Source organism: Pseudomonas sp. NFX15 (assembly GCF_049132105.1).
In the GTDB taxonomy this organism is placed as follows: domain Bacteria; phylum Pseudomonadota; class Gammaproteobacteria; order Pseudomonadales; family Pseudomonadaceae; genus Aquipseudomonas.
The window spans coordinates 116597-133172 of sequence record NZ_JAFMPV010000002.1 but is presented as its reverse complement, the minus strand read 5'-3'; the positions used below and the strand labels follow the sequence as shown (position 1 = coordinate 133172).

The window sequence follows — 16576 nt, the reverse complement described above, 5'->3', positions numbered from 1 at the left end:
GCCGTCATTCACTCAGTGAAAACGTCTCGTACCTCGCACACTCACACAATTTCAAAGCACGGTGGAGTACGTGAATTGACGATAGGGTCAGCCAGGCAGTCGCGCAAGGCGGTTTGTGCAGGGTCGCACCGGCTCCCAATAAAAGGCCCCGCCTGATGTTCAGTGCGGGGCCTTCATAGAAATTGGTGTCCCAGGGCAGGTTCGAACTGCCAACCTTCCCCTTAGGAGGGGGATGCTCTATCCAATTGAGCTACTGAGACATACGTCGGCCGCATGCAATGCGGCGCGATGGACGGCGTGCATGTTAACGGCCAAGCCTTCTTTTGTCATGTCGTCCGTAGGGCTTTTTAAGTGTAGGCAGACGCCCCTGACGTGCGCGGACTTGTTTACCGTGCAAATTGCACCACCGCAAAAAGCCATCATTGCAAAATGCAAGACCGGATAATTGTAGTTCATCATTAACTCATTGTTTTTAAACAAATTATTTACCGTTAGACTCTGGCATGCGAGCTGCTTCTGCTGTTCCCACAGAACAACGGAGGTCCGCCTCATGAACCGCGCCCTTTTACTGTCGAATGTAATCACCCTGGCGGTTTTGCTGGGTTTTCATTTCGCCCCCGAGAGCGGCGCGCCTCAGGTCGCCCAACGGATGCCGCATTACCTGCAACTGCAGAAAGCACCGCAATTGGCAGTGATGAGTGACCGTCAGGGTTTTGTCAGCCAAGAGGTCAGCCAGGAAATTATCCTGACGCCCGCTCCGTCTGCCGAACATTGGGTATTTTGATTAACACTCACCAGGAGCACAGCATGTCCAGAACAGCCGCGAGTTTCTTCATCTTCGCTTTGTTGAGCGGCATTTTTCATCTGTTTTTGACCCAGGACAGGGTCGTCACACTGCCGCTGATCGCCTGCGGTGTGTTCTGCGCGCTGTTTTTGCTCGCCCTGATTGCCGGACGCAGGATCAAGTTTGATCCGGTACTGCGTTAATCCACACGAAGGCAAACAGGGCACTTGGGCGTGCCATCCATCCTGAATACATCCCCCCTCTACGACTTTCTCTAGTAAATCGGCCAATTGCCACTATCCTGTAATGGCAGGGAGCAGCGATTGCGTGCGCTATGGGTTGCCCGACGAAAGCCATTCGTCGGGCCGAAAAGGCATCTAGCGGTACGGGCCGGTCGAACTTTTCAAACCAGTCCGCATTTCTGATAATTGGTGCTGGCAGAACGCCTTTATCCAGTTCAATATTTGTCACAGAATTGACGCCAAGGATCTGGCTGGTTTGAGGCATGATGCGCGCCTCCATCAATTCAGGTTGAACATTTGGTCAGAGCGCTTGTCCTACCAGACATCCTGCGGCCAATCCCGAAAACCGCTCCCCTGAACTAAACCGGTTAAATATATGCGCCCATTGAAACAGGCAATTTATTCCAGCCGTACGGCTGACAAGTTCGTCGTACGTCTGCCAGACGGAATGCGTGAACGCATTGCCGAGGTGGCTCGCAATCATCATCGCAGCATGAACTCCGAAATCATTGCGCGCCTCGAGCAGAGTCTCATTCAGGAAGGCGCGCTGGGAGAAGAGCTGAGCATGCGCCTGGACAGCCCCGAGTTGTCCTTGCACGAGCGCGAGTTGCTACAGCGCTTCCGCCAACTTTCCCACCGACAGCAAAACGCACTGGTTTCGCTGATCGCACATGACGCTGAAATGGCCGCCGACGCGTCCTGACTCAGTGAGAAAGCCCCCCAAGCCAGCCTGGTCGCTGGCTTTTTTTTGCCTGAAATCCGGACGTAAAAAAACCCGCCGCGGCGGGTTTTTATCAACAAGACGTCAGAGCAGAAAGATTGTCGCCAGGCCAAGGAAGATGAAGAACCCTCCGCTGTCGGTCATGGCTGTGATCATCACACTGGCGCCCATCGCCGGGTCTCGGCCCATCTTCGCCAGGGTCATCGGGATCAAGACCCCCATCAACGCCGCCAGCAACAAATTGAGCGTCATTGCCGCCGTCATCACCACGCCCAGCGACCAACTGCCATAGAGCAGATAGGCGACGATACCGATCACACCGCCCCAGACCACGCCATTGATCAACGCAACCGCCAACTCCTTGCGCATCAGGCGTGAAGTATTGCCGGTGCTCACCTGGTCCAGCGCCATGGCACGAACGATCATGGTGATCGTCTGGTTACCCGAGTTACCGCCGATTCCCGCCACTATCGGCATCAACGCCGCAAGCGCGACCAGCTTCTCGATCGAGCCTTCAAACAGGCCAATCACCCGTGAAGCCACGAACGCTGTAATCAGATTGACCGCCAGCCAGGCCCAACGGTTACGCAGGGATTTCCAGACCGAGGCAAAGATGTCTTCCTCTTCGCGCAGACCCGCCATGTTGAGTACTTCGTTTTCGCTCTCTTCACGGATCAGGTCGACCATTTCATCGATGGTCAGACGGCCGATCAGCTTGCCGTTCTTGTCGACCACGGGCGCAGAGATCAAGTCGTAACGTTCAAACGCCTGAGCGGCGTCGTAGGCGTCTTCGTCCGGGTGAAAACTCACCGGATCGCTGGCCATGACTTCGGCAACCTGTTTGTCAGGATCGTTGACCAACAGGCGCTTGATCGGCAAAACGCCCTTGAGCACGCCGTCGTAATCGACCACGAACAGTTTGTCGGTGTGGCCCGGCAGTTCCTTCAGGCGACGCAGGTAGCGCAAGACCACTTCGAGACTGACGTCCTCGCGGATGGTCACCATCTCAAAGTCCATCAACGCACCGACCTGCTCCTCGTCATACGAGAGGGCCGAACGCACGCGTTCGCGTTGCTGCTGATCGAGGGTTTCCATGAGCTCATGGACGACGTCTCGCGGCAGCTCGGAAGCCAGGTCAGCGAGTTCGTCGGCGTCCATGTCCTTGGCGGCTGCCAGGAGCTCGTGATCATCCATGTCGGCGATCAGCGATTCACGGACCGAATCGGATACTTCGAGGAGGATGTCGCCGTCGCGATCGGCCTTGACCAGTTGCCAGAGCGTCAGACGGTCGTCCAGCGGCAAGGCTTCAAGAATGTAGGCAACGTCGGCGGAGTGCAGGTCATCGAGCTTGCGTTGCAACTCGACAAGATTCTGCCGGTGGACCAGGTTCTCGACCCGGTCATGATGGGCGCCTTCCTGGCGGTGAGTCAGGTCTTCTACCACGCGCTGGCGCTGCAGTAACTCGACCACCTGGGCCAGGCGATCCTGCAAGCTTTCCTGCGTTTTCTTTACTTCAACATCGGACATAGGCGAACTCCACTCCCAGCAGCGGGGCACGCCGGAAGGATCAATCAGTCAATTCATGATTGGTAAAACGGGGTACTGAGTAACTACTGGGTAAGTCCATGGAGGTATTCCATAAGCCCCGGCGGGGCTGACGGGCGCAATGATACACCGCCTGACGGTTTTAAACGTTAAAAAATCTTGGCTGAAACAAGCGCTTGCACCACAAACCTGAGCATCGTCCTGATCCGTGAAAATGCGACGACGTATTCTGAAAAGAAAACACACCCCCTGCGAAAATTGTAGCCGCTACCCTTGAAAAGGACCGTCACGGAGGACGTCGAATGCGATTTCTTGCACATCTGTTTTTGCTGTTAATCCTGCCCGGCGCCCTGCCCCTGGTGCTCGCTGCCAGTGTGAACCGTTGCGAGGCAGCCAACGGACGCATCACGTTCACCACGCTCAGTTGCGCCACCGGGGAAAGCCTTTCGCGACAGGACGTCCGCACCTTTACCCCTGGCAGCACAACAACGCTGATGCCGGAAGCCGAGCCCGGCGAAACATCAGGTATGAAATTGAAACGAAGGGAACCGACCATCGTCGGTCAATCAGAGGACAAATGCGGCAACCTGATCAGCGCCAGGGAACGCCGAGAGGCGATCATCAATCAACGAGTGGTCGCCGGCATGAGCCAACAAGACGTCGAGAGCGCCCTTGGCAAGCCCGACAAGATCACTATTCGCAATTCGGCCACGAGCTACCGTTACGATACCCTACGAGGGCGCAGCGCGCAGGTGACGTTCGACGAGAAGGGATGCACGACTGGAAAAGCCAAATCCCAGACGGCAAAAAGCCCGCTTTAAAAGCGGGCTTTCTGTTGTATGGTGCACTCGACAGGATTCGAACCTGTGACCGCTCGGTTCGTAGCCGAGTACTCTATCCAGCTGAGCTACGAGTGCAGTTTGTGTTTTTAGACCAGATCACAACTGGTTGGAGCCAAGTTACTTACATTACTATAAATAACTCTTAAATGGTGCACTCGACAGGATTCGAACCTGTGACCGCTCGGTTCGTAGCCGAGTACTCTATCCAGCTGAGCTACGAGTGCATTTGTTGCCGCGCATTATAGGCCGTCTAATCTCTATGTCAAACACTTTTTCTAGTAATTTCAACAACTTACCGAAGAAGCCAGATTACAACGTACTACGCAAATAATGGCGGAGAACGGGGGATTCGAACCCCCGACACCCTTTTGAGGTGTACTCCCTTAGCAGGGGAGCGCCTTCGGCCACTCGGCCAGCTCTCCGCAACACGGGGCGTATATTAACCAGCTTCTTCCCCGTTTGCAAACATAAAAAACGATAAAAATTAATGGCTTGGTTCTTCGTCCTTCTCTTTCTTTATACGCAGGTAAATTTCTTCGCGGTGGACCGCTACCTCTTTGGGGGCGTTAACACCGATGCGCACTTGATTTCCTTTGACGCCGAGCACGGTCACGGTGATTTCGCCATCACCGATAATCAGGCTTTCTGCGCACCGACGAGTCAGAATCAGCATACCTTTCTCCTCACGCATTACATTTCAGGGACAACAGTCTGCAAAAAAAAGGCACTCGACCTACAACCTGAATCGGTCATGGCCTACATGCCTGAGTATTGACCAGCGCGAGCAAAAGAACAGCCTGAGGGTCGCGCCATGCAAAAAAACAAAAGGCGCGGTCAGACCGCGCCTTTTGGCAAACGCATCACTCGCCCTGGCGGGCCGGTGCGTCCAGTTCGAAAGCCGTGTGCAGAGCGCGCACAGCCAGTTCCAGGTACTTCTCTTCGATCACTACGGAGACTTTGATTTCCGAGGTCGAGATCATCTGGATGTTGATGCTTTCCTTGGCCAGGGATTCGAACATGCGGCTGGCCACGCCTGCGTGCGAACGCATGCCAACGCCGACGATCGACACCTTGGCGATCTTGGTGTCACCCACGACTTCACGGGCACCCAGTTCGCCAGCGGTTTTTTCCAGCACGGCTTGCGCCGCCTGGTAGTCATTGCGGTGCACGGTAAAGGTGAAGTCGGTGGTGTTATCGTGCGCAACGTTCTGCACGATCATGTCGACTTCGATGTTCGCGGCACTGATCGGGCCGAGAATCTTGAAGGCAACGCCCGGGATGTCTGGCACGCCACGGATGGTCAGCTTGGCTTCATCGCGGTTGAAAGCGATACCGGAAATGATCGGCTGTTCCATGGTTTCCTCTTCATCGATAGTAATGAGGGTGCCCGGACCCTCCTTGAAGCTGTGCAATACGCGCAGCGGAACGTTGTACTTGCCGGCGAACTCGACCGCGCGGATCTGCAACACCTTGGAACCGAGGCTGGCCATTTCCAGCATCTCCTCGAAGGTGATCTTGTCCAGGCGCTGAGCCACGGATACAACGCGCGGGTCGGTGGTGTAGACGCCATCGACGTCGGTGTAGATCTGGCATTCGTCAGCCTTCAGGGCTGCCGCCAGCGCTACGCCGGTGGTGTCGGAACCGCCACGACCGAGGGTGGTGATGTTGCCGTGCTCGTCGACGCCCTGGAAACCGGCGACAACCACCACACGACCGGCCTTCAGGTCGCCGCGAATCTTCTGGTCATCAATCTGCAAGATACGCGCTTTATTGTGCGCGCTATCCGTGAGTATCCGCACCTGGTTGCCGGTGTACGACACCGCTGGCACGCCGCGCTTGATAAGCGCCATGGCCAGCAGGGCAATCGTCACCTGCTCACCGGTGGAAACGATCACGTCCAGCTCACGCGGAACCGGTTGGCCGTCGCCACTGATTTGCTTGGCCAGATCGATCAGACGGTTGGTTTCGCCGCTCATTGCTGACAGCACAACCACCAGGTCATCGCCGGCATCGCGGAATTTCTTAACCTTGTCGGCGACCTGCTCGATTCTCTCGACAGTGCCGACCGAGGTGCCTCCAAATTTCTGTACGATCAAAGCCATTTCAAAGCCGCCTCTGCCCATGAAGGGCGCCCAAATAATCACTCAAACAGCGTTGCGGCCCGCCACTAGACTACGGGCCGCAAGCACTGCCTTATAAACCCTGCTCTACAAACGGAACGGTCAGGGCCAATGCCGCATCCAGTGCGCCAGCGTCGGTACCGCCGCCTTGTGCCATGTCTGGACGACCACCCCCCTTCCCGCCCACTGCCGCAGCGGCTTGCTTCATCAAATCACCGGCTTTGAGTTGGCCAGTCAGGTCTTTGGTTACGCCTGCAACCAGAACGACCTTTTCCTCATGGACACTGCCGAGCAGGATCACTGCGCGGCCGAGTTTGTTTTTCAGTTGATCGACCAGCGCCAGCAGCGCCTTGCCATCCTGACCGTCCAGACGCACAGCCAGCACTTTCACGCCCTTGACGTCCTGTGCCTGGGCCGACAGATCGTCGCCCGCAGCACTGGCAGCCTTGGCTTGCAACTGCTCGAGTTGCTTCTCCAGCAGTCGGTTGCGCTCAAGCACAGCCGACAGCTTGTCGATCAGGTTGTCGCGGCTGCCCTTGACCAGGCTGGCCGCTTCCTTGAGTTGTTCTTCCGCCGCATTCAGGTAAGCCAGTGCCGCGGCACCGGTGACCGCTTCGATACGACGTACGCCCGAGGCCACACCGCCTTCGCTGATGATTTTCAGCAGGCCGATGTCGCCGGTGCGGTTGGCGTGGATACCGCCGCACAGCTCGACGGAGAAATCGCCGCCCATGCTCAGTACGCGCACGTTGTCGCCGTATTTCTCGCCGAACAGCGCCATGGCGCCCTTGTTCTTGGCGGTTTCGATGTCGGTTTCTTCGGTTTCAACGGCGGAGTTCTTGCGAATCTCGGCGTTGACGATGTCTTCCAGCGCTTTGAGCTGTTCTGGCTTGATGGCCTCAAAGTGGCTGAAGTCGAAGCGCAGGCGCTGACTGTCGACCAACGAGCCTTTCTGCTGGACGTGATCGCCCAGCACCTGACGCAAGGCAGCGTGCAGCAAGTGGGTGGCCGAGTGGTTCAGCGATGTGGCGTGACGCACGTCAGCCTCGACGTGGGTTTCTACCGGAGCGCCAACGATCAGGCTGCCCGAGGCCAGCACGCCGTGGTGCAGGAATGCGCCGCCGGTCTTGGTGGTGTCGCGCACGTCGAAACGGGAAGCGCCGGCCTGCAGGTAACCGCAGTCGCCGACCTGGCCACCGGATTCAGCGTAGAACGGCGTCTTGTCGAGAACGATCACGCCCTCGTCACCTTCGCTCAGTACGTCGACCGACTGGCCGTCCTTGTACAGGGCGACGATTTTTGCCGAACCGCGGGTATCCGTGTAACCGGTGAACTCGGTGGCCACGTCGACCTTGACCAGGGTGTTGTAGTCCAGGCCGAACGCGCTGGCCGAACGCGCTCGGACGCGCTGGGCTTCCATCTCGCGCTCGAAACCGACTTCGTCAATGGTCAGTTCGCGCTCACGGGCGATGTCCGCGGTCAGGTCCATCGGGAAACCGTAGGTGTCGTACAGCTTGAACACCACGTCGCCCGGCACCACGGTGCCTTTGAGTTCGGCCAGATCCTGCTCGAGAATCTTCAAGCCGTGCTCCAGTGTCTTGGAGAACTGCTCTTCTTCGGCCTTGAGGACGCGCTCGATGTTGCCCTGCTGCGTCTTCAGTTCCGGGAAAGCCTCGCCCATCTCGGCGACCAGCGCAGCGACGATCTTGTAGAAGAAGCTGCCGGTGGCGCCCAGCTTGTTACCGTGACGGCAGGCGCGACGGATGATCCGGCGCAGTACATAACCACGACCTTCGTTGGACGGCAGCACGCCGTCGGCGATCAGGAAACCGCACGAACGGATGTGGTCGGAAACCACTTTGAGCGAAGACTGATCGCCGTTTTCGCAGCCGATCGCCTCGGCCGACGCACTCAGCAGGTTCTTGAACAGGTCGATTTCGTAGTTGGAATTGACGTGCTGCATCACCGCACTGATCCGCTCCAGGCCCATGCCGGTGTCGACCGACGGCGCTGGCAACGGATGCAACACGCCATCGGCGGTGCGGTTGAACTGCATGAACACGTTGTTCCAGATCTCGATGTAGCGGTCGCCGTCTTCTTCCGGCGAGCCCGGCGGGCCGCCCCAGATGTGGTCGCCGTGATCGTAGAAAATCTCGGTGCATGGGCCGCACGGGCCGGTATCGCCCATGGTCCAGAAGTTGTCGGACGCGTAAGGCGCACCTTTGTTGTCGCCGATGCGGATCATGCGCTCGACCGGGACGCCGATGTCCTGGGTCCAGATGTCATAGGCCTCGTCATCGGAGGCGTAGACGGTCACCCAGAGTTTTTCCTTGGGCAGCTTCAGCACGCCGGTCAGGAAGGTCCAGGCGAAGGTGATGGCATCACGCTTGAAGTAGTCGCCAAAGCTGAAGTTACCGAGCATTTCGAAAAAGGTGTGGTGACGAGCGGTATAACCGACGTTTTCCAGGTCGCTGTTCTTGCCGCCGGCACGTACGCACTTCTGGCTGCTGGTGGCGCGGGTGTACGCGCGCTTTTCCTGGCCCAGGAAGCAGTCCTTGAACTGGTTCATCCCCGCGTTAGTGAACAGCAGGGTTGGGTCGTTGCCCGGAATCAAAGAGCTGGAGGCTACACGGGTGTGGCCTTGCTCTTCGAAGAAGCGAAGGAAGGCTTCACGGATTTCTGCGCTTTTCATTAGGTTCTTCCACGGAGACTGCGGCCAAAGGCCTGTTCGAAACGTCAACAGACGAAGCGACGGCAAAGGGCCGCATTATATCGGCGTTAGTGACTAGGTACAGTGTGTTTGTACGTTGCAAACGCTCATTTAGACGGTTAACGCCATCACTTGCCAGAAAAGTCGACGAATGCCGCGACGACTTGCTCAATTTGCGCATGGCTGACGTCCATGTGCGTGACCAAGCGCAGGCGCGCGGCGGCACTGAGCTTGATCCCGCGTTCGGCGGCAAACGCCTTGATGGCTTCGGCCTTGTCGCCCATCTGCACGTAGACCATGTTGGTCTGCACCGGCTCGACCTCGAAGCCCGCACTGCGCAGGCCGTCGGCCAGGTGTTGCGCGTTGGCGTGGTCATCGGCCAGGCGCTGGACGTTGTGATCCAGCGCATACAGGCCGGCGGCGGCGAGAATACCGGCCTGACGCATGCCGCCACCGACCATCTTGCGCAGGCGCCGGGCCTTGCCGATCAGCTCGGCCGTACCGCACAACACCGAGCCGACCGGCGCGCCCAGGCCTTTGGACAGGCACACCGAGACCGAATCGAAATGCTGGGTGATTTCCCGGGCATCGACACCCAGTTTCACCGCCGCGTTATACAAACGTGCGCCGTCCAGGTGCAGCTGCAAGCCGCGCTCGCGGGTAACACTGCGCGCCCGCGCCAGGTACTCCAGCGGCAGGACTTTGCCTTGCATAGTGTTTTCCAGCGCCAGCAAACGGGTCCGGGCAAAGTGGAAGTCGTCCGGTTTGATCGCCGCCGCGACCTGCGCCAGGTCCAGCGAGCCATCGGCCTGCACTTCCAGCGGTTGCGGCTGGATCGAACCCAGCACCGCCGCACCACCGCCCTCGTATTTGTAGGTGTGGGCCTGCTGGCCAACAATGTACTCGTCACCGCGCTCGCAATGGGCCATCAAGCCCAGCAAGTTGCTCATGGTGCCGGTGGGCACGAACAGCGCTGCGGCAAAGCCCAGGCGCTTGGCCAACTCGGCTTCCAGGTGATTGACCGTCGGGTCTTCGCCATACACGTCATCGCCGGTGGCGGCTTTGGCCATCGCCTCGAGCATGCCGGCGCAGGGTTGGGTGACGGTGTCGCTGCGAAGATCGATAACGCTCATGAATCTGGCCTCGGTAAGCAGGGGAAATCCCTTTCAAGTGGGAATTACTGCGGGCATGCCGATGAATAATCAACCCTTGGGTTAGGATAATGCTCACTAATAAAGCGAAATACTCGATGGCTATCATCCAAAAGGGGTCATGCGCCTACCGCAAATATGTGATAAAAACGCTGCGCCGCCAAACATTCGGGCGGCAAAAACGTTCTCAGGGCGGGGTGCAACTCCCCACCGGCGGTAATTGCGCGCAAGGCGCATAGCCCGCGAGCGCTTGGCGACAGGCACGGCCAATGGCAGTGAATGACGGCAAGGTCAGCAGACCCGGTGTGATCCCGGGGCCGACGGTCATAGTCCGGATGAAGAGAGAACGGGATTAACTGCAAAGGGCCGTCCGCCGGCATTCGTGCGAGCGTACCCACAGATCCCCTTCGATTCATAACGCCCTGTTTTTCACACAAACAGGAGTCAGAACATGCAACCCACCGCAATCGACAGCAAAAGCAAAAACCATCACGGCGAGCGCGTTGCGTTCATCCAGGCCTGCTGGCACAAGGACATTGTCGATCAGAGCCGTAAAGGTTTTATCGCCGAAATGATTGCTCAGGGTTATCAGGAGTCCGACATCGATTGCTTCGAAGTCGGCGGCGCCTTTGAAATGCCCCTGCACGCCAAATTGCTGGCCAAGACCGGCCGTTATGCCGGCATCGTCGCGGCCGCTTTGGTGGTGGACGGCGGGATCTACCGTCACGAGTTCGTCGCCCAGTCGGTGGTCAGCGGCCTGATGCAGGTGCAGCTGGAAACTGAAGTGCCGGTGTTCTCGGTGTCCCTGACCCCGCACCACTTCCATGCTGGCGAAGAACACCACAAGTTCTTCTTCGAGCATTTCGTGCACAAGGGCCAGGAAGCGGCGAAGACGTGTGCGGATACGTTGCACAAGGTACGTGCACTGCGTCGCACTGAGCCACGTGCTGTCGCTGTCTGACACAGACCTGTAGGAGCTGGCTTGCCAGCGAAGGCGATGGCACATCCAGAACTGATGTGACTGATACAACGCTTTCGCCGGCAAGCCGGCTCCTACAGGGGGTGTAGGTTCAGGCCAGGTTTTCGTCGGTGGTCGGCACGACCAGGATGCCGGCGCGCAGGCCGTTCTTCACCTTGGGGTTCGGGAAGATGATCCGGGCGCCCTCTTCTTCGATGATCCAGCGGGTATTGGCGATGTCTTCCGCCAGCAGGTAACCCACTTCCAGCTCCGAAAAATTCTCGATGTCCGCCGGCAGATTCAGGCGGAAGCTGTCGCTGTGCTTGATGATTTCCCGCGCCACGCTGTACAGCTGCAATCCGTCCAGCGCCGCCTCGGTCATTTCCGGTTCGGTGCCTTCGATGATTTGCTTCAGGCGCTGCTCCAGCAACGAGACATTGACCCCGTCGTTCTGCCCGAACGGCCGTGCCTTGCCCAGCTCCAGGGTGAAGGCCTCGGCCCCGAGCTTGTCGTAGGTGTAGGAACTGAACACGATCGACGGCTTGTTCTGCAACAGCACCGCCTCCATGCCGGCGGCGCGCAGACGCGCCAGTTCCTGACGCGAATGCTGGCGATCCTCCCTCCACGGGTACAGGGCGAACTGTTCGATTTTCGAGCCGCGAATGGCTGTGTGCAGGTCGTAATGCAGGCGCTGACGGTCCGGCAGGCTGAAGAAGCTCGCGGCCAGGCGTTCCAGCTCACAGGCGCGCAGGGCTTCGCAGCCGCTGCTTTGTTCGTGACGGCCGTTGAACAGCCGATTGACGTCCTGCTCGATGAAGCGCTCGCCTTTGCGAATCGCCTCGGGGTTACCGAACAGGAACAGAATGCGTGCACGCGGCTTCAAGTCGCCGCGGGCAATGTCGTGCAACAGGCGATCGAGTAACTCGATCGGCGCTGTTTCGTTGCCGTGGATACCCGCCGAAAGCAGCAGGTCCAGGCCATTGTCACGCGCTTCAGGTGGCCGGACTTCCAGCGCACCCTCGCTCAACCAGCGCATGCGCACGCCTTCGACAGTCAGTTGAGTCTTCTCCGCCGGTTCACGGCCGGCGAGGGTCAGTTCAAGCAGTTTGCCGAGGGCGAGCATAGAGCGGTTTCCTTAGTGATCGTGGTTGCAGTCCGGACCGTGGACGTGTTCCTCGTCGTCACCGAGGTCAGCGGGTTCCATTTCCAGCTGCAGACTTACCAGATTAGTCGCCAATGGGCGCAACAGCAGGTTGGCGTATTCGGCATCGCCTTCTTCGACGTCCACGCCGATCAGCAATTGGCCGCGGCCGTCCTGCTGGATCCACAGCTCTTTGCCTTGCCACATGACCGCGACGCGGGTGCAGGACGTCTCCAGTTGCGTGCCGTCGGTGTCTTCAAGGATCAGCTGCAGGGAATCGCTCATGTCTTTACGCTCTCGTTTGAGATGAAGCGGCGCGCTGGCTTGCAAGGCAACGCGCCGTCGATCAATTGATCTGGAATGGATAAACCGCGCCCAGTTTAAGGATTTGCGTCAGTTCATCCAGTGCCGTCCGGCATTCAAGCAGCAACTGCGGATCCGCCAGATCGGTTTCGGTCATGCGGTCGCGGTAGTGCTTATCGACCCATTCGGTCAGTGTGCCGTACAACGGTGCCGTCATGATAACCCCTGGGTTGACGGCCGCCAGTTCAGTTTCGTTGAGCGCGACGCGCAGTCGCAGGCAAGCCGGGCCACCGCCGTTCTGCATGCTCTGCTTGAGGTCGAAGACTTTCACTTCGCGGATCAGGCCGCCGGAGCTGGTCAAACCCTGCAGGTATTGCCAGACGCGTTCGTTGCCACGGCATTCTTCCGGCACGATCAACAGCATCGAGCCGTCAGGACGCGACAGCAGCTGGCTATTGAACAGGTAGGACCTAACTGCGTCTTCCACGGTTACCGCGGAACGCGGTACGCAAATCGACTGAAATTTCCCACCGACTTTGGCGAGTTTGCTCTGCAATTGAGCCAGCATCTGTTCGGTGTCGAGGAACGCGTCCTCGTGATAGAACAGCACTTCGCCGTTACCAACGGCGATCACGTCGTTATGGAACACGCCCTGATCGATCACCGATGGGTTCTGCTGGGCATAGACCACGCCGTCATCGCTCAAACCGTGCAATCGGGCAACGGCCTGGGACGCTTCGAGAGTCTGGCGCGCCGGGTATTTCTGCGGTGCCGGGTAGCGGGTGTCGAACGCGCTGCGACCAAACACGAAAAACTCCACACCGGCTTCGCCGTATTCACGGCAGAAACGCGTGTGGTTGGCCGCGCCTTCGTCACCGAATTGCGCCACTGCTGGCAACGCAGCATGGTGAGCGAAGTGTTTCTGGTCAGCGAACATCGCCCCCAGCACGCGGCTGGTGGTCGGGTGTTCGATGCTGCGGTGGTATTTGCAGTTGAGGTTGGCGGCGGTGAAATGCACACGGCCATCCGCGGTGTCGGCACTCGGGCTGACGGTGGCGGCGTTGGCCACCCACATGCTCGACGCCGAGCAACTGGCGACCAGCAGTGGCATCGCTTCCTTGGCAGCATGCTCGATCACTTGAGCGTCGGTGCCGGCAAAACCCAGGCGACGCAGTGCAGCCACATCCGGGCGCTCTTGCGGTGCCAGTACGCCTTGCTGGAAACCCATTTCCATCAGCGCTTTCATCTTCGCCAGGCCTTGCAGCGCGGCTTCCTTAGGGTTGGAAGACTGCTGGCTGTTGCTCTGGGACGCGACGTTGCCGTAGGACAGGCCGCCATAGTTATGGGTCGGCCCCACTAGACCGTCAAAATTGACTTCATAGGATTTCATCAGCGAGGCTCCACGAGAATCTGTTGTTATAGGCTTCAGTAACTATTCAGTAAGACCGCGGCGCGGCCATCGCCAGCAGGCTGGCTCCTACAGGGGTTGTGTCGTACACAAAATGTGTGAACACCACCGAACCAGTGGGAGCCAGCCTGCTGGCGATTGGCATTACGCCATCTTCACGCCTGGTGTCAGAGTGGCAGGCATCACCAGGCTCGGCGTTTCCAGCGACGCCACCGGGTACGCGCAGTAGTCCGCCGCGTAGTAGGCGCTGGCGCGATGGTTGCCCGAGGCACCGACGCCACCGAATGGTGCGCTGCTTGCAGCACCGGTCAATTGCTTGTTCCAGTTGACGATCCCGGCGCGGCTTTCCAGCCAGAACTGCTGGTAACGCGCTTCGGAGTCCGACAGCAGGCCGGCAGCCAGGCCATAGGCGGTGTCGTTGGCTTCAACGATCGCTGCTTCAAAATCAGCGTAGCGGATCACTTGCAGCAACGGGCCGAACAGCTCTTCGTCAGGACGATCGGCGACAGCGCTCACGTCCAGAATGCCCGGGGTCAGCAACGCCGACTGAGCCTGTGGCTGGGTCATTTCCAGCAGCGCCACGGCGCCGTTGGCCAGCAGATGTTCTTGCGCATCCATCAACGCTTTGGCAGCGCCAAGGGAAACCACCGAGCCCATGAACGGTGCCGGTTGCTGATCGAACGCACCGACTTCAATCGTTGCGCTGACCGCCACCAGGCGTGCCAGCAGCGAATCGCCCCACGCGCCTTGCGGCACCAGCAAGCGGCGCGCACAGGTGCAACGCTGGCCGGCAGAGATAAACGCCGACTGAATGATGGTGTACACCGCGGCATCGAGGTCGGCGACCTGATCAACCACCAGCGGGTTGTTGCCGCCCATTTCCAGCGCGAGGATCTTGTCCGGACGACCGGCGAATTGCTGGTGCAGGTGATTGCCCGTACGGCTGGAACCAGTAAAGAACAGCCCGTCTATGCCAGGGTTCGCCGCCAGGGCGATACCCGTTTCGCGTGCACCTTGCAGCAGGTTCAGCACGCCCGCCGGCAAGCCGGCTTCGATCCAGCACTTGACCGTCAGCTCAGCGACTTTCGGCGTCAGCTCGCTTGGCTTGAACAGCACGCTGTTACCGGCCAGCAATGCCGGGACGATGTGACCGTTGGGCAGGTGGCCGGGGAAGTTGTAAGGACCGAACACCGCGACCACGCCGTGTGGCTTGTGGCGCAACACAGCGGTGGCGTCGCCCAGCGGGCCGCTTTTCTCGCCGGTACGTTCGCGGTAGCTCTGCACCGAAATCGCGATTTTGTTGACCATGCTGGTCACTTCAGTCGCCGCTTCCCACAGCGGTTTACCGGTTTCTTCGCCGATGGTGCGGGCCAGTTCGTCAGCACAATTCTTCAGCGCTGCGGCAAAAGCCTCCAGCACCGAAATACGCTCTTCCAGCGTACGCCGCGCCCAGTCCGGGAACGCCTGACGCGCCGCTTGCACAGCCGACTCGACCTGAGCGGCGGTGGCGCCAACGCCGGACCACAGTACTTGCTGGGTCACCGGGTTCAGCGACTCGAAGGCTTCGCCCCCACCTGCCAGCCATTCACCTGCGATATAAAGCGACTTCATTATTTCGACTCCCGTGCTGCGGACAACGCCACGGCGCGTACTTGATCGCCAGCGTTGAGTTGAAGACGTTTGGCGGTCTGCGGATCGACCACCAGGGTGCCAGCGGCCAGACGTGCTGGCGCGGCAGTGATGCGGCAGTCTTCGCGCTTGCGGTTGTGGATGATGAATGGCGTGGCGTCGTCACCCGGCGTGCCGACGGCCAGCACCAGTGCCTGGCTGTCACGCACGGCGCGGATCCTGCCGGTTTCGCACTCGATGGCCGGGCCTGCGTCGAAGATGTCGACGTAACCCTGGTAGCTGAAACCTTCGTTCTTGAGCATCGCCAGTGCCGGCTCGGTGTCCGGGTGAACCTGGCCGATCACGTTGCGCGCATCCGGCGACAGGAAGCAGGTGTACAGCGGGAATTTCGGCATCAGTTCGGCGATGAAGGCCTTGTTGCCCACGCCCGTCAGATAATCGGCCTGGCTGAATTCCATTTTGAAGAAGTGCCGGCCCAGGCTTTCCCAGAACGGCGAGCGCCCGGCTTCGTCGGAGACTCCGCGCATTTCGGCAATGATCTTGTTGCCGAACAACTGCGGGAATTCGGCGATGAACAGCATCCGCGCCTTGGACAGCATGCGGCCGTTGAGCCCCGTACGGTAATCAGCGTGTAAAAACAGCGAGCACAGCTCGGAGTTGCCGGTCAGGTCATTGGCCAGGAACAGCGTCGGGATTTCACGATAGATGTTCAGCTCTTGCGAAGCGCTGACCGTCAGGCCGACCCGGAAGTTGTACCAAGGCTCACGCAGGCCGACCGCACCGGCGATGGCGGAAATGCCCACCACGCGACCGTCGTCGTCCTCGAGCACGAACAGGTAGTCCGCATCGGCCCGCCCGGCTTCGCCGCTAAAGGTCTTCTCGGCCCAGCCGACCCGATGGGCCAGCCGCTCTTCGTTGGCCGGCAAGGTGGTCAGGCCGGTGCCGGTGCTGCGGGCCAGGTCGATCAGAGCGGGTAAATCGCTGCTGCGTACGGGACGAACGATCATGCTATCTCCTCAAAC

Annotated in this window: 15 protein-coding genes, 4 tRNA genes and 1 riboswitch; of the genes, 5 read left to right on the top strand and 14 right to left on the bottom strand. The window is 59.2% G+C overall.

Translation table 11 applies throughout. The features are described from left to right. Positions 1-183 precede the first annotated feature (183 nt). Positions 184-260: transfer RNA gene (locus J1D76_RS02730), tRNA-Arg, on the bottom strand. A 290-nt stretch (positions 261-550) separates the two neighbouring features. Between J1D76_RS02730 and J1D76_RS02725 the strand changes: the two genes are divergently transcribed. The 3 genes from J1D76_RS02725 to J1D76_RS02715 all read left to right on the top strand — a co-directional run bounded on the left by J1D76_RS02725 (position 551) and on the right by J1D76_RS02715 (position 1729). Next, positions 551-784 carry a hypothetical protein gene (locus J1D76_RS02725; RefSeq protein WP_421136910.1) on the top strand — a complete coding sequence of 78 codons (234 nt, stop codon included), beginning with the start codon at positions 551-553 and terminating at the stop codon, positions 782-784. A gap of 23 nt (positions 785-807) precedes the next feature. Then, the gene (locus J1D76_RS02720) at positions 808-987 is read left to right on the top strand and encodes a PA3371 family protein (RefSeq protein WP_421136909.1); all 180 of its coding nucleotides are present in this window, start codon (positions 808-810) and stop codon (positions 985-987) included. A 415-nt stretch (positions 988-1402) separates the two neighbouring features. Further along, positions 1403-1729: an Arc family DNA-binding protein gene (locus J1D76_RS02715; protein WP_003178899.1), complete on the top strand. Its 327-nt coding sequence runs from the start codon at positions 1403-1405 to the stop codon at positions 1727-1729. A gap of 102 nt (positions 1730-1831) precedes the next feature. Here J1D76_RS02715 and mgtE read toward each other — a convergent pair whose 3' ends face one another. Then, the gene (mgtE, locus tag J1D76_RS02710; protein ID WP_421136908.1) at positions 1832-3274 is read right to left on the bottom strand and encodes a magnesium transporter; all 1443 of its coding nucleotides are present in this window, start codon (positions 3272-3274) and stop codon (positions 1832-1834) included. Between the two features lie 320 nt (positions 3275-3594). Here mgtE and J1D76_RS02705 point away from each other — a divergent pair, with 320 nt between their 5' ends. Next, entirely contained in the window at positions 3595-4113 is a 519-nt protein-coding gene (locus J1D76_RS02705; RefSeq protein WP_421136907.1) for a cell envelope protein SmpA, read from the top strand. Positions 4114-4132: 19 nt separating this feature from the next. Here J1D76_RS02705 and J1D76_RS02700 read toward each other — a convergent pair. The 7 genes from J1D76_RS02700 to ltaE form a co-directional block, all read right to left on the bottom strand. After that, positions 4133-4209, bottom strand: a tRNA-Arg gene (locus tag J1D76_RS02700). Between the two features lie 72 nt (positions 4210-4281). Then, positions 4282-4358 (bottom strand) — tRNA-Arg (locus tag J1D76_RS02695). A gap of 107 nt (positions 4359-4465) precedes the next feature. After that, positions 4466-4556: transfer RNA gene (locus J1D76_RS02690), tRNA-Ser, on the bottom strand. Positions 4557-4618: 62 nt separating this feature from the next. After that, the gene (gene csrA / locus J1D76_RS02685) at positions 4619-4807 is read right to left on the bottom strand and encodes a carbon storage regulator CsrA (protein WP_002554426.1); all 189 of its coding nucleotides are present in this window, start codon (positions 4805-4807) and stop codon (positions 4619-4621) included. Positions 4808-4994: 187 nt separating this feature from the next. Beyond that, positions 4995-6236, bottom strand: a complete 1242-nt coding sequence (locus tag J1D76_RS02680) for an aspartate kinase (protein WP_007971040.1) — start codon at positions 6234-6236, stop codon at positions 4995-4997. A gap of 91 nt (positions 6237-6327) precedes the next feature. Beyond that, positions 6328-8946 carry an alanine--tRNA ligase gene (alaS, locus tag J1D76_RS02675; RefSeq protein ID WP_421136906.1) on the bottom strand — a complete coding sequence of 873 codons (2619 nt, stop codon included), beginning with the start codon at positions 8944-8946 and terminating at the stop codon, positions 6328-6330. Positions 8947-9092: 146 nt separating this feature from the next. Then, on the bottom strand, positions 9093-10097 hold the full coding sequence (ltaE, locus tag J1D76_RS02670) for a low-specificity L-threonine aldolase (protein ID WP_421136905.1): 1005 nt from the start codon (positions 10095-10097) through the stop codon (positions 9093-9095). 197 nt (positions 10098-10294) lie between these two features. Next, positions 10295-10467, top strand: a riboswitch (FMN riboswitch). A 99-nt stretch (positions 10468-10566) separates the two neighbouring features. Here ltaE and J1D76_RS02665 point away from each other — a divergent pair. Beyond that, positions 10567-11076, top strand: a complete 510-nt coding sequence (locus tag J1D76_RS02665) for a 6,7-dimethyl-8-ribityllumazine synthase (protein ID WP_421136904.1) — start codon at positions 10567-10569, stop codon at positions 11074-11076. A gap of 109 nt (positions 11077-11185) precedes the next feature. Here the strand turns inward: J1D76_RS02665 and astE are convergent, their stop codons facing one another. From astE to astA, 5 genes are all read right to left on the bottom strand, one after another. Then, positions 11186-12196: a succinylglutamate desuccinylase gene (gene astE / locus J1D76_RS02660; RefSeq protein WP_421136903.1), complete on the bottom strand. Its 1011-nt coding sequence runs from the start codon at positions 12194-12196 to the stop codon at positions 11186-11188. Positions 12197-12208: 12 nt separating this feature from the next. Then, positions 12209-12499: a topoisomerase II gene (locus J1D76_RS02655; RefSeq protein WP_421136902.1), complete on the bottom strand. Its 291-nt coding sequence runs from the start codon at positions 12497-12499 to the stop codon at positions 12209-12211. Between the two features lie 61 nt (positions 12500-12560). Then, complete coding sequence (astB, locus tag J1D76_RS02650) at positions 12561-13907, bottom strand: N-succinylarginine dihydrolase (protein WP_421136901.1); 1347 nt, start codon at positions 13905-13907, stop codon at positions 12561-12563. A 162-nt stretch (positions 13908-14069) separates the two neighbouring features. Next, entirely contained in the window at positions 14070-15539 is a 1470-nt protein-coding gene (gene astD, locus J1D76_RS02645) for a succinylglutamate-semialdehyde dehydrogenase (RefSeq protein ID WP_421137101.1), read from the bottom strand. Beyond that, positions 15536-16561: an arginine N-succinyltransferase gene (astA, locus tag J1D76_RS02640; protein WP_421136900.1), complete on the bottom strand. Its 1026-nt coding sequence runs from the start codon at positions 16559-16561 to the stop codon at positions 15536-15538. Before astA ends, astD begins: the two co-directional genes overlap by 4 nt. Positions 16562-16576: the final 15 nt, after the last annotated feature.

Excerpts from the sequence above, each read along its gene's own strand:
- J1D76_RS02725 (WP_421136910.1), top strand. The coding sequence starts at position 551 with ATGAACCGCGCCCTTTTACTGTCGAATGTAATCACCCTGGCGGTTTTG.
- J1D76_RS02680 (WP_007971040.1), bottom strand. The coding sequence starts at position 6,236 with ATGGCTTTGATCGTACAGAAATTTGGAGGCACCTCGGTCGGCACTGTC.
- astA (WP_421136900.1), bottom strand. The coding sequence starts at position 16,561 with ATGATCGTTCGTCCCGTACGCAGCAGCGATTTACCCGCTCTGATCGAC.
- csrA (WP_002554426.1), bottom strand. The coding sequence starts at position 4,807 with ATGCTGATTCTGACTCGTCGGTGCGCAGAAAGCCTGATTATCGGTGAT.
- mgtE (WP_421136908.1), bottom strand. The coding sequence starts at position 3,274 with ATGTCCGATGTTGAAGTAAAGAAAACGCAGGAAAGCTTGCAGGATCGC.
- J1D76_RS02720 (WP_421136909.1), top strand. The coding sequence starts at position 808 with ATGTCCAGAACAGCCGCGAGTTTCTTCATCTTCGCTTTGTTGAGCGGC.
- astE (WP_421136903.1), bottom strand. The coding sequence starts at position 12,196 with ATGCTCGCCCTCGGCAAACTGCTTGAACTGACCCTCGCCGGCCGTGAA.
- ltaE (WP_421136905.1), bottom strand. The coding sequence starts at position 10,097 with ATGAGCGTTATCGATCTTCGCAGCGACACCGTCACCCAACCCTGCGCC.
- J1D76_RS02665 (WP_421136904.1), top strand. The coding sequence starts at position 10,567 with ATGCAACCCACCGCAATCGACAGCAAAAGCAAAAACCATCACGGCGAG.
- alaS (WP_421136906.1), bottom strand. The coding sequence starts at position 8,946 with ATGAAAAGCGCAGAAATCCGTGAAGCCTTCCTTCGCTTCTTCGAAGAG.
- J1D76_RS02655 (WP_421136902.1), bottom strand. The coding sequence starts at position 12,499 with ATGAGCGATTCCCTGCAGCTGATCCTTGAAGACACCGACGGCACGCAA.
- J1D76_RS02705 (WP_421136907.1), top strand. The coding sequence starts at position 3,595 with ATGCGATTTCTTGCACATCTGTTTTTGCTGTTAATCCTGCCCGGCGCC.
- J1D76_RS02715 (WP_003178899.1), top strand. The coding sequence starts at position 1,403 with ATGCGCCCATTGAAACAGGCAATTTATTCCAGCCGTACGGCTGACAAG.
- astB (WP_421136901.1), bottom strand. The coding sequence starts at position 13,907 with ATGAAATCCTATGAAGTCAATTTTGACGGTCTAGTGGGGCCGACCCAT.